The 11778-nt window shown below is 41.1% G+C and carries 14 protein-coding genes and 1 pseudogene; 6 read left to right on the forward strand and 9 right to left on the reverse strand.

What is annotated here, in order from left to right; translation table 11 throughout:
* Positions 1-220: 220 nt before the first annotated feature.
* From AC0YN0_RS31065 to AC0YN0_RS31095, 7 genes and pseudogenes are all read right to left on the reverse strand, one after another.
* A complete protein-coding gene (locus tag AC0YN0_RS31065; RefSeq protein ID WP_475824699.1) occupies positions 221-745 on the reverse strand; it encodes a hypothetical protein in 525 nt (174 codons plus the stop codon).
* 219 nt (positions 746-964) lie between these two features.
* Positions 965-1282, reverse strand: a complete 318-nt coding sequence (locus AC0YN0_RS31070; RefSeq protein WP_475824700.1) for a hypothetical protein — start codon at positions 1280-1282, stop codon at positions 965-967.
* Between the two features lie 140 nt (positions 1283-1422).
* On the reverse strand, positions 1423-1773 hold the full coding sequence (locus AC0YN0_RS31075; protein ID WP_475824701.1) for a hypothetical protein: 351 nt from the start codon (positions 1771-1773) through the stop codon (positions 1423-1425).
* Between the two features lie 472 nt (positions 1774-2245).
* Positions 2246-2887, reverse strand: coding sequence for a TetR/AcrR family transcriptional regulator (locus AC0YN0_RS31080; protein ID WP_475824702.1), 642 nt, complete (start codon positions 2885-2887; stop codon positions 2246-2248).
* A gap of 904 nt (positions 2888-3791) precedes the next feature.
* Complete coding sequence (locus tag AC0YN0_RS31085; protein ID WP_475824703.1) at positions 3792-4334, reverse strand: hypothetical protein; 543 nt, start codon at positions 4332-4334, stop codon at positions 3792-3794.
* A 397-nt stretch (positions 4335-4731) separates the two neighbouring features.
* Positions 4732-5253 (reverse strand): annotated as a pseudogene (locus tag AC0YN0_RS31090) (GNAT family N-acetyltransferase).
* Positions 5254-5449: 196 nt separating this feature from the next.
* Positions 5450-5878: an Lrp/AsnC family transcriptional regulator gene (locus tag AC0YN0_RS31095; protein ID WP_475824704.1), complete on the reverse strand. Its 429-nt coding sequence runs from the start codon at positions 5876-5878 to the stop codon at positions 5450-5452.
* Between the two features lie 124 nt (positions 5879-6002).
* On the opposite strand from AC0YN0_RS31095, the gene AC0YN0_RS31100 reads away from it, so the two are divergent.
* From AC0YN0_RS31100 to AC0YN0_RS31120, 5 genes are all read left to right on the forward strand, one after another.
* Positions 6003-6749, forward strand: a complete 747-nt coding sequence (locus AC0YN0_RS31100) for an MBL fold metallo-hydrolase (RefSeq protein WP_475824705.1) — start codon at positions 6003-6005, stop codon at positions 6747-6749.
* Complete coding sequence (locus AC0YN0_RS31105; protein WP_475824706.1) at positions 6746-7189, forward strand: GNAT family N-acetyltransferase; 444 nt, start codon at positions 6746-6748, stop codon at positions 7187-7189. Before AC0YN0_RS31100 ends, AC0YN0_RS31105 begins: the two co-directional genes overlap by 4 nt.
* 420 nt (positions 7190-7609) lie before the next feature.
* On the forward strand, positions 7610-8203 hold the full coding sequence (locus AC0YN0_RS31110; RefSeq protein WP_475824707.1) for a TetR/AcrR family transcriptional regulator: 594 nt from the start codon (positions 7610-7612) through the stop codon (positions 8201-8203).
* 26 nt (positions 8204-8229) lie between these two features.
* Positions 8230-8691, forward strand: a complete 462-nt coding sequence (locus AC0YN0_RS31115; protein WP_475824708.1) for a DUF2269 family protein — start codon at positions 8230-8232, stop codon at positions 8689-8691.
* A gap of 13 nt (positions 8692-8704) precedes the next feature.
* On the forward strand, positions 8705-9139 hold the full coding sequence (locus tag AC0YN0_RS31120; protein ID WP_475824709.1) for a DoxX family protein: 435 nt from the start codon (positions 8705-8707) through the stop codon (positions 9137-9139).
* Positions 9140-9347: 208 nt separating this feature from the next.
* Here AC0YN0_RS31120 and AC0YN0_RS31125 read toward each other — a convergent pair whose 3' ends face one another.
* A complete protein-coding gene (locus tag AC0YN0_RS31125; RefSeq protein WP_475824710.1) occupies positions 9348-9989 on the reverse strand; it encodes a ThuA domain-containing protein in 642 nt (213 codons plus the stop codon).
* 106 nt (positions 9990-10095) lie between these two features.
* Between AC0YN0_RS31125 and sigZ the strand changes: the two genes are divergently transcribed.
* Entirely contained in the window at positions 10096-10638 is a 543-nt protein-coding gene (sigZ, locus tag AC0YN0_RS31130) for an RNA polymerase sigma factor SigZ (protein ID WP_475824711.1), read from the forward strand.
* Between the two features lie 95 nt (positions 10639-10733).
* Here the strand turns inward: sigZ and AC0YN0_RS31135 are convergent, their stop codons facing one another.
* Complete coding sequence (locus tag AC0YN0_RS31135) at positions 10734-11198, reverse strand: DUF5662 family protein (RefSeq protein ID WP_475824712.1); 465 nt, start codon at positions 11196-11198, stop codon at positions 10734-10736.
* Between the last annotated feature and the right edge of the window lie 580 nt (positions 11199-11778).

Genomic DNA, 11778 nt, shown 5'->3' on the forward strand with positions numbered 1-11778 from the left:
GGTTTGTTTTTGGATCCGGTCGCTGGCCAGCATCATGGACCCATCAACATCATACCAAGGAGTCTTTTTGTTTCTCAAATCTAGTATTTCTTCATAATAGGAATGCTGCCCTTTAGCTTAATGAAAATGGAGCAGCTGCCCAATTGCAATCTGCTCCATTTTAATTCAACTAAAGTTCCTCGTTAGCACAAGATTAACAATGTAAATTTTCGGGATTCAGTTAATCAAAATTCAACAAGTAATCGAAATCACTTGTCAACTGAAGGACAAAATTCATTTCACCAGTTCTTTCTGCCTTGTCTGAGGTTCCATCTATGTCGTAGTTAGAAACCAGATTCATTCCGCCATCGTTTGAACGATAGTAGAATGCATTTTGTTTTTCGATTTTCTGGATGTCACAATCAAAATAGATTTCTAATTCCACACCTCGCTTCTCACTTTTAGGATATGGGAATAACGGAGCATTTTGATAATAATCATAAATCTCACTCATAGTGAGTGTAGTTCTTAATTCCATGATCGCGACTACATTCCAATATCCACCGTTTCCTGGTGAGTCAATAAGCGGTTTACCATTGAATTGATGCTTTGCAATTATTACTGTGTCCGTAGGAAGAGGATACTTAAAAAGGTGCTCCGCAAATTGCGAAGATACCTTTTCCTTACTTGAACCAAGTTGAATGAGCACTAAGATTCCTACAATGAAACAGAAAACTACAAGACCAATCCACATGCTTTTGTTCATGTGTACCCTCCGTTTCCTACAGAAAGTTGAAAGTGATTATCTAACTTGAAAACTCCTCAAATGATTACTAACTCCTGTAATATATACGCCAAATCGAATGAAATAGTTAGATTGAATATGATTCCCTTTACTTTAAAGAACAACAGCAGCCGGCGGCTGCCGTCATGTCGTGGTGTTTTCGTCTCCCGTTAGTTTAGCCAATAGCCCAAACGCGTACCGTTACCGAATTAATTCATCCAAACCGAGCTGATCTACCAAAATGTCTCCATCTTGGAGTTTGAGCACAGCGCGTTCAGATTTATAGTCCCAGCCACTGCTAATGGCGTAATGAATTAACTTAGCACAAACCATTGGTTGGCAAAGCTGCGTTACCCAATTGATTTTCCAAGAGAAGAAAATCAAGAAATATGATGTTTTCGTATTGGATGGATAAATCTTAAAACTAATGTGCTCGTTTTCAGACCTTTGGTCGATTACACAAAGAAATGGATGATCGTCGACTATAATTTTCTTGAATTCCTTTGTAAAAAGCTTCAATAGTAATAATTCTCCTCATTAAAAGTTACATATCCAATTCATTTGGACTAAGCTGACTGGCTTACTGCCGCTATCTCGTTTTGGAACTATCCTCTCCCATTACTTCAATGATAACAGCTTGTTCTCTGAATGTTTGAAACTTAAACGCTATCAGTTAAAGACATGATACTTCCCATGTCATCGTCTAGCAACAGATTATGAATTTTAATACTTATCAACTTAAGGGCACTGATACGTACGCGTTCCGTTGAGTAACAAAAAGAAATAAACTGTGGTGCCCGAAAATAATTAAAAATTATCTTTAGTTCCTCCACTTCATATTCATTTGGCACATCCGAAGTTATATCGTCCAAGTAGAAGTGACCTTCAGAACTATCGCCCGAAAGCCGCGCACCATCATACACCATTTCCATTTTAAACAGGCTCTCGGATAATGCCTCCTGTAGTCTCAAGAGCGAAAGTTGTTCACCTATAAGAATAACTCTTCGCAATTGTCTTCCCCCTTATCAAACTAACATCACTAGCTGTTTAGTAACAGTTCGGTGTAAAATATTCATTTCCTTTTTGCGTTGATTCATTAACTTAATCTGCCCGTTAACGTAATGAAGCTACCGGTCAGCACCGACAGCTTCATGTTCATCGATTATTCAACTAACGTTTCCCGTTAGCTTAATCCTCATAAGAAAAATTCGTAAAGACGGAGTTGCTCGGTTTAATTGTTGCCGCGGCGTTTTAGTGCAATATTTGACGATAATCGTTGAGAAAATCAAAACTTACGATTTATCCTGTTCATAAAACTCAATATAGCTTCAATGCGTATTTTATCAGCGCATTCTTCGCAACAAAAATACTTAACCTTTCTTTCCTTTGCTTGCTTATATTTTAGCGAACCTTCGTATTCTTTGAATGTTTTTTTACAACTAAAACAAAGTACCTCATAGTAAAACATTGTTATCCGCCCTCCTAAGTGACACCCTGCTTTCTAGTTGATATATCGAAGATTGTAACCAGTTCTCTCGTATATTCCTGAACATCTAAATGGGGCTTTCTCATTAATTCCATGGTGAACCCGTCAATGGCATTTCTTATTGTTAACGCCATTACCCTTGCCGATGATTTGGTAAATTCCCGAAATATCCCTTCTTGCATTCCTTGGGTGAGAATATTTTCAATTGGAACTAATACGGCTTCATCGTGTTCTGCCGCAAACTGAAGTTTACCATTAGCAGTTATCGTTTTAGAAACCAATTCTATAACAGCGAAAACATGCTTCCGATTTTCAGATACAAATGCAAGATTGGATTCAATGTATACTCGAAGCATTTCTTTAGGAGATTTTTGGGCTTCTATTCGCGGAGCAATGTATGATTGCCAAGCTATATAGTATTCGATAGTTATTTGCTCCAATAATTCCTCTTTATTTGCAAAGTGATAAGAAATAACTCCTTTACTGATATTTGCGCGTTTTGCGATTTCTCCTAAAGAGGCTTGAGTGTAACCTACTTCTGCGATTGTTTCAATCGCACATTCCACAATTTGAGCCCTGCGGGCTTTTTCGATGAATGACATTTTTTTTGGGTTAGTTGGATCATTTTTTTTACTCATGTTTTTATTTTAGTACAGTCGTACAAAAAAATCAAACAAAGAAACCATTTAGGTGAATATGATCTAAATGGTTTTTAAACCCCTTTATAAAACTAACCTGCCAGTTAGTTCAATAAAACTTCCCTGCTGATCACCGACAACGAGATAACATACTCAATAATCTGTTTCCAGTGACATGCTCTCAAGGGCTGTACCGGGCATCGTACATATTGTCGGGAAAGTTACAAAGTTCTTGTCACCTATCGGGAATGTTATCAAGTTCTTGTCATTTCATTTTGACAAGAACTTGATAACATAAAACAAAAAAGCCGCAATTTATGCGGCTCTCAATGTTACTATGTTCTTGTCACCCGACAATTAACTGATTTCGTCTAACTAGAGTTATGCGTAATTTAATAGATTTCGAGTTTTGCCCAGTCTAGGCGCTTTTCACTAACTTCTTTAACTAACCTGCCAGTTAGCTCAACAAAAAGGCAGCCGATCGTATTTGGCCGGCTGCCGCAGTGTTGTTATTCAGCTATCGTTCTCCGATAGTTCAATAAAGCACAAAGAAATCATCAAACGACTCTCCGCTTAATTTGAATAACATTCGATAAACACCAATCTTTTTATTCCTGTATTCAATGGGAATGTATGACACAACATAATCAAATCCATATGTAATTGAATCTTATATCTTTATCGCATCCCATTCGTCTATAAATAAAGCTATATTCTTTAGTTGGATGTTTAATTGGTTCTGTTCAAAATCAGCACCAAACACTTCGAAATTGCGACCCGCTTTTCTTCAACCTTGTTGCAAGTGCGGTCCGCCGCTTTCAACTCGCTTTCAGATATCAGCAGCCGGCAGATCTTCCGTTCCGCGTATATGGTGGACTGATTTCACAAACAACGAAAAATATATCTAGTCACTCTTTCTCCCTAGGTTTCTCTTATAAGTACTCAATATTTGCCTTACCCTACTTTTGCTTATTTTAAGATTTTTTGCAATCTCGTCCTGTCTGATATAAGGATTATTTTTGATCATTTCAGCAACTTGCTCAATCGCACATTCAGACCTCATGTTACCTCTACCTCGTTTGTCGTTGATGTCGTCTTGTAAGGTTTCAACATAAGCAGCAACATCAGATTCAATGTATTTGATTTCAGATCTCTGATCCTCGTCTTCAAGAATATCCTTCGATCCAGAAAAGCAAATTTCTTTAATGCAATTTACGCAAACAAATTTGTGTTTAAATTCTGTAGTGTTTTCGCTAGAAAAGCAAAACGCACACCCCAAACCTGTATACTTTTCAATCGAAATTTCTCTTTTATCAATATCAATAGAGAATTCTAGTCTGTCGCTATTATTTTGTATTCGAAATCTACGCAATATTTCGATTGGTATAAAAACTCGTCCTAAATGATCAACATCACGAACAATTCCAACATTATTAATATGTCGCATACGAATTCTTACACCAGAGGTTCTGTGTTCCTCTACCTTTCAGTAATTTATTAGTGCAAAAAGACCGTCGGTTTTGAGCTCTGGAATTTGCAGTTCCAGCCCCACATCCTAATGGTCCATGGATTTATACAGCATTCCACACGGTTTTACAAACGTTAGACGCTGCAGGCGTACCCTCCTGAAAGAAACCACTATTATTCTTGTATTACAGTAACTAATCCATCATCAAAATAAACATAACGATTTGAATAAACCCATTGCTCACTAACACCATATTGGTCAAGCCCCTATATTGTTGACAATGAAAAAAGCCCAATGAGCTGTTTATTGACAAAGCGGCAGACCGAATTTTGGTCCGCCGCTTCAATTATTGAACTATCGTCTCCCGTTAGCGTAATCAGAAATTTAGAGTTGCTGTGTTATATGCAACTTGAACAATCTGTCTTTCGTTATTCTTCTCGATGAACTTATAAACCTGCATTCCAATTTTCTCTGCAACTTTTTGTGATGGAACATTTTTTATTGTGGTGTACGAGAAAACACTTGGATAGCGTAACACGTTAAAAGCATACTCTTTGCAGGCCAAAGCTGCTTCAGTGGCGTAACCTTTATTCCAATAGTCTTTATTTATGTGGAAACCGATTTCTGGAACGATTTCAGTTTCGATGGTCTACATCGTTATTCCACAATCGCCAATAAATTTATCGTCTTCTTTTAATATCAAAGCCCATAGTCCATGCTTGTACTTCTTATAATTCTCGAGGTTCCATTTAATCCACTGGTCCACTTTCTCTTCATTGAACGGCTGGGGATAAAATTGCATGGCCTCAGGATCAGAAAGAACCTTGGATAACTCATACTTATCACTGATCTTAAGTTCCCTTAGATATAACCGTCCTGTCTCAATTATTATGATAATTAATCACCTCTTTATAGGAGTTCGAAGAGTAAATATATTCCTCCTCTATGCTCAATTATCCTGCCTGTTAACGTAACAAAGCTGCCGATCATGTGCCGGCAGCTTTATAAGTTTGGTCATTCAACTATCGTTCGCCGTTAGTGGAATTCTTGACCTTTTTATTTAGGATACATTTCACCGTAGAAAGGGAGCGAGGCTACTTGACCTGCTCGATTGATAAACTTAGCTTATAATTGCCGTACTTTAGCACTTCCTCCAACATCTTGTTTAATTCGGAACCGTCACTAATCTGAATGCGCAGCCAATAACAGCCTTCTCCGCCTACACGATGCATCTCCGTCACGGACTCGGTCGACCGGACGAAGTTCCGAAAGGCTTGATGTGCTTGATTCGAGTTCATGAACACGATCAGAAAGGCATGGACGTTGAGCCCGATCTTATCGGGATTCCAACGCAGCGTATAGCCATCGATTACTCCGAGGTTTTCCAGCTTTCTCACCCTCGCTCCAACCGCCTGCCCTGTAAGATGGACCATCTCTCCGATCTCCTTATGGGTTAGGAGCGCGTTATTTAGCAAAACTTTCAGAATCCTCAGATCAACATCGTCTATCGTTTGACTGGCCATTTGTTATCACTCTTTCACGATGAAAATAAATATGCCTGATTACGTTCATTAAGTTATGTATTTAGCGAAGGTGCTAATGATATCATCAATATTATAACAGATGGACCATCGAGGAGGAATTAAAATGAACATTCAACTCATTCGCCATGCGACATTATGGTTGGAATATGCGGGCTTGACCTTTTTAATCGACCCGATGTTTAGTGAAAAGGCAGTTAATCCACCAATCGCCAACTCGGGTGACGAACGGAGTAATCCGCTCGTCCCGTTGCCAGACGCGTTGGATGCATGGCTCGCTCCTGACGCCGTCCTCGTGACGCATTTGCATCGAGATCACTGGGACGAAGCGGCAATGCATACGCTGTCGAAGTCGTCCGTAATATTTTGCCAGAAGGGGGATAGGAATGCGATCCGTTCGTCAGGCTTTACCGATGTAACAGAGATACTAACCTCCGTGACTTTCCAAGGCGTAACCCTTCATCGTACGAGCGGACAACATGGAACGGGCGAGATCGGTCAAAAAATGGGACAAGTGTCTGGCTTCGTTCTCCAGGCAAAGGGGGAGCCTACGCTGTACATCGCTGGAGATACGATCTGGTGTGAGGACATGAAGACAGCACTAGATACCTATAAACCCGATATGACAATTGTCAACGCGGGCGGGGCAAGATTCCTGGTTGGCGACGCAATTACGATGGATGAAGAAGATGTGATTGAGCTTATCGGATACGCACAGTATACTCGTGTCGTTGCTGTTCATATGGATACGATCAATCATTGCCACATCACACGGGAGGTGTTGCGGACTAAGCTCTCCGCTAAAAATTTGCTTACTAAAGTTGATATTCCAGAGGACGGTGAATGGCTATGAACCAAAAGATACTAGACACGAATGGTGTAGTGGTGTCGACGGATCGGAGCTTGTTAGATCTGGTCTTCACCTACCGTTACCTGCATGACCATATGTACTGGGCGAAGACACTGACGTTTAACGCTTTCGAGCGGGCTGTAGCCCATTCAGCTGTCGTAATTGGTGCTTACGATTCATCGATGACCGGACAGCAGGTCGGATTTGCTAGGGTCGTTTCGGACTGCGCAACGTTCGCCTACTTAACCGATGTCTTCGTCGTATCCGAGTATCGGGGCCAAGGCTTGTCCAAGCAAATAATGGTATCTATCGTCAATTGTCCAGAACTGCAAGGATTGAGGCGTTTCCTACTCGTGACCGAAGATGCCCAAGGGCTATACGCCAAATTCGGCTTCGAGCCACTAAAGGACGGGGAGAACTGGATGCAAATATATAAAGGTTAACGTTAGAAAAAGATAAGCCAGTGCGCGGAATTTCCTCAGCCTTTGCTTATTATTTATACTGATATTTAGGCCTCGTTCGGCACTTAAATATCAGTATAATAAAGAGGATCCCATGATCCAACAGTTGAAAAGGGTAAATATGTCACCTTTCCTCCTTACTCATTGCCAAGCCAAACTCCCGTTATTTAAATGAAGGGCTGCCTCGCGGCAGCCCTTATGATATTCAACTATAGTTTCCCAATAGCTTAATACTAAACGTACCAAGCATCTTCATTGAAATCATTCCAACAAACCGAAAACCCTTCGGCTAATAACCTGCTACAAATAAATAATGAGTTAAGATTTGACAATCCCTATTTACAAACCGATGGTCGGTTTTTATAATAAGAGTAATAACACTAAGAACACGGAGGGTTTACATTGAAGCATGAGGAACGTAGGCAGCAAACAACCAGGCTGCTGCTTGATTCGATCAAAGAACTGATACGGGAAAAAGGGTGTCACTCTGTCACTATGAAGGACATCATGGAAAAATCGGGATTGTCAAAGGGCGCTATCTTCCATTACGTGAAGAGCAAGGATGAGATCTTTGCCTGGGTGCTCCAAGAGCGGCTCGAAGAGACAAACGTTCATTTTATGAACGCAGTGGAAAAAGGTGAAAAAACGCTCGAGGGACCCATGCAGAAGATCATTGACAATCTTACCATGCTAGAAGATGCTCAGGACGTAACGAACAAGGTGCTGATATATTTACTTGGAAAGGAAGATCAACCTATCGTCGCGGAAACTCTCAATCAGTATTATGAGCGGTCTGTGCATTTATCCAAGCAATGGATATTGACCGGCCAACTGCACGGGGTTATTTCGGATTCGATTGATACGGATAAAACAGCCGAAATGTTCGTCCTCCTAACACTCGGATTGCGCGTCCGATCCTCTATTCCTTTAGCTTCGGTTTCTTTCAATACCCAAGATTATTCGTCGTTTATGGTCAATATTTTAAAATCCCGATAAATAGAGACAGAAAGGAAGAATGCATCATGAACTTGTGGTTAACGTTGCATCTAGTTGGAGTCGTGGTATTCGTAGGAAATATCATTACTGCAGCATATTGGAAAGTTCGTGCGGATTTATCGAAAAACCCCGCCGTCATTCACAGCACGGTAAAAAACGTTATGCTTGCCGATTATGTATTTACGCTCCCCGGTCTCGTGATCATCATTGTCTCGGGTATTGTGATGGCCGTACAGGCGAAAATGTCATTGTCGGGGCTGAATTGGCTTACGCTATCGCTGATTTTGTTTGCCGTTACCGGCGTGATCTGGTTAGCTATTCTCCTTCCACTGCAGCGCGGAATGATCCGCCATAGCGCTCAATGCATAGAAAGTGGGAACATCTCCAATGAATATCATCAAGCTTCCCGCTATTGGGCCATCTTCGGAATTCCCGCGACATTGCTGCCAATCATCATATTATTTCTCATGATAACGAAAAGCTTCTAAACGGAGGGATAAAATGGCACCTTTATTTGCGCTTGTTGTTTCGTTTCTGCTGTTCTGGGTTCTTGGGCTGTTCGGCTGGTCTTATTTCGACAATTGGCATTCTCCGCTTCAGGGAGCAGTGGCCGTCATGCTGCTGCTTACAGCTTCCGCCCACTGGGGAAAAAGACGGCCTGATCTTATTCGGATGATCCCGGTTGCTTTTCCAAAACCGAATTGGATTGTGACGGCCACTGGGTGGCTGGAAATTGCGGGTGCCTTCGGCATTCTGTTCCCCGCTACCTCCCACACGGCTTCCATTTGTTTGGCGGTTCTACTCGTGACCATGTTTCCTGCCAATGTAAGGGCAGCCCGGGAAGGATTAACTATCGGTGGAAGACCTACACCTAAGCTGCTTGTCCGTACATTGCTGCAGCTCGTGTTTCTCGCAGCTGTCCTCTTAGCAGGTTAAGTCTGTCGCTTGTTCATAGATTCGATAATTTACGATACAATTGATTTACAAAGGCAACTTGAACTCACGAAGCCTTTCCTTTATAACCGAACACGTCAAAGTACGTATTAAACTATCCTTCCTGCCCTTAGCTTAATAAAAACAGGGAGTAGCTGCTGCGGCAGTCTGCTCCCTGGATACGTAAAACTAATGTTTTTCTTATCCTCTATTACTCTCTCTCGCCTTCAACAATCCAGCGTGCGCTATTTTGAATAAGCCGTTGGATAGCTTCCGCTCTGAAAGAACCTGCCCTATGACCTGGGTGTAAATAGATTACCTTTCCTAATCCATAATTCTGTTCCCATGCTGATGGCCATCTCTTCCCGGCATGTTCGTATTCCAGAAAAACTGTACGGGGCGTGTACGGATCGAATTCAAACTGATATGGCTCCTCATCCATCGTAAAATCTTCCACTCCGTGTAACAACGGATGCTCGTTTATCGTTCGATAAAAATGTAGCTGTTGGTAAGGGGGATGTGTAATAAACTTGGCACCGATTACCTGTAGTAGCTCGTTGCTTCCCGCCAATGAAATGCCGTTATGAATGGCAAGCAAACCGCCTCCGCCTGCTACGAATTTGAGAAATCCCGCAATTTGCCCAGATGTCAAAGTTCGTGTCCAGATATCCGCATACGAGATACATGCCGCGAACTCATTAGTATTAAGTGTAGATAAGTCATCATAATTTTGGGTTACGATCAATCGAAATTCGCCTTCCAAGATCTGTTCCAGCTCATGTGCCACCTGATTGAGAGGATGCCAAGCCCCCGGGTAATCGTCACCAATTAACAGCATTTGTTTTACGGACATTTAATCTACTCCTCGATTGTAGTTTGCTTTACAATAGGGAGACGCAGGAAATGGATCTTGGACGCAGGATTAACAAAATAAATTTTCTAAGGTGGAGTGAATGTTCTTGGAGATTTCTTTAATATGGCATGACTATTACCCTCAACTCAAGAAATTCGTCTCGAATCGAATCCATAATCAGGCCGATGTAGAAGATATCGTCCAGCAAGTCTTTATGAAGATAAATAACCATATTGAAGATTTGAAGGATGATCAAAAGTTGACGTCCTGGATCTATCAAATCGCTCGCAACAGTATGGTAGATTATTTCCGAAAGGAAAAATGGAACGATGAGCTGCTGGACCAGCAGCAAACGATTGATGAATACGATGAGCCTGATCTGGCCCAAGAGGTAATTGCTTGCTTTGAATCGGTTATCCAACAACTTCCAGAAAAATACAAGGTAGCTTTGGAACTCTCCATGTTGAAAGGAATGTCCCAAAAGGAAATGAGTGAACAGCTGGGGATTTCGTATTCGGGGGCAAAATCAAGAGTACAGCGAGGGCGTGAGATGCTAAAGGAGCTGTTGACCGGATGCTGCCATATTGAGTCGGATCACTATGGAAACATTATCGATTTTCACATCAAATGGCGCTATCCTTCTTGCTGAACCAACGAACAGGAAGAGTAACTAACGGCAGTTGACCATCATGTCCACTGCCGTCTCATTGTCTGAGCTATCGTTCCCCGATAGCGTGATCCTCATTACTTTGATCCTTTAATAACTCTTTCAAGTTCTTGCCTTGTCTCCAGATGCAAAATAATATTATCTGATTCCATCATTCTGTCTACTAAGGTGTACTCCTTAACTTTACGTCCCCACTTTCTTGAGAACGATCTCCAATCGCACACCATTTCAATTACATATTGCTTTGGCATCGGCAAAGCTTCTTTATTATTTTTATTGACTATCCAATACTCCCAATGGTGTTTATTCCGATTTTGATGATACAGCCAAGATTGCTTCCATTTTAGCTCAGTATTATCGTCCTTCTGATTGGAATAAAACTTTATTGCATAAGGAAAAAATTCAGAGGGTAAAAACTTAGACATATCATGAATGATCCCTTGAAAATATAAACCTTCTTTCCAACATTCTATTAGTACGTTTAGCTTATGGTCCAAGACATATAGTAAATACCGCAAATAAACTAGGAGTATAGCAATCACCTTCTTTATAAAATATTATTAAGATCTTTCTAAAGATTTTCGCTAATTTATTACACTATCCTCCCTCTATGGAGAATCGCTTTTCTCTTAAATGCTCACGTTTTCTTAGGTTTTGAACAAATGCTAATGCTAAAAGATAACTTTTTAATGGAACGAAGTTGTAGATGAAGAAATTTGTGGGGCTACTTAATGCGCAAAAAGTCTCTACCCAGACCACTGTTCAGTAAAAAGTGGTTAGTACGGTAAAGTATGGTTGCACCTTTGGATCTCCACATAAGCTCATGTTGGTCAACCCTCCCACATCTCACAGAGTCTACGCTCCCACATTCCTTCATTCAACCTGTCCATGAGGTGGAGGTCAGATATGCTGCCCGACAGGATCTTCGTCCGTATGTTAGTTCCGTTCCGACTCATCCGTGCTTCTTGTTATCTCACATTAGTTTAGGTCATCATTTCTAATAACGATCAATTAAGCTGCTTGAGGTAACTCTGCGAACCTAGGGATATCCTGGATCATCTTCTCTTCACTGAACTCATGTCCTTTCTTCAATATGCCGAATAGGATTCGTATGAGTTTGTT

The sequence above is a fragment of the Paenibacillus sp. J22P218 genome (genome assembly GCF_056269195.1).

What these genes read in the sequence shown, in the direction of transcription:
- AC0YN0_RS31065 (WP_475824699.1), bottom strand. Translation starts at nt 745, where the DNA reads ATGAACAAAAGCATGTGGATTGGTCTTGTAGTTTTCTGTTTCATTGTA.
- AC0YN0_RS31080 (WP_475824702.1), bottom strand. Translation starts at nt 2,887, where the DNA reads ATGAGTAAAAAAAATGATCCAACTAACCCAAAAAAAATGTCATTCATC.
- AC0YN0_RS31085 (WP_475824703.1), bottom strand. Translation starts at nt 4,334, where the DNA reads ATGCGACATATTAATAATGTTGGAATTGTTCGTGATGTTGATCATTTA.
- AC0YN0_RS31095 (WP_475824704.1), bottom strand. Translation starts at nt 5,878, where the DNA reads ATGGCCAGTCAAACGATAGACGATGTTGATCTGAGGATTCTGAAAGTT.
- AC0YN0_RS31100 (WP_475824705.1), top strand. Translation starts at nt 6,003, where the DNA reads ATGAACATTCAACTCATTCGCCATGCGACATTATGGTTGGAATATGCG.
- AC0YN0_RS31105 (WP_475824706.1), top strand. Translation starts at nt 6,746, where the DNA reads ATGAACCAAAAGATACTAGACACGAATGGTGTAGTGGTGTCGACGGAT.
- AC0YN0_RS31115 (WP_475824708.1), top strand. Translation starts at nt 8,230, where the DNA reads ATGAACTTGTGGTTAACGTTGCATCTAGTTGGAGTCGTGGTATTCGTA.
- AC0YN0_RS31120 (WP_475824709.1), top strand. Translation starts at nt 8,705, where the DNA reads ATGGCACCTTTATTTGCGCTTGTTGTTTCGTTTCTGCTGTTCTGGGTT.
- AC0YN0_RS31125 (WP_475824710.1), bottom strand. Translation starts at nt 9,989, where the DNA reads ATGTCCGTAAAACAAATGCTGTTAATTGGTGACGATTACCCGGGGGCT.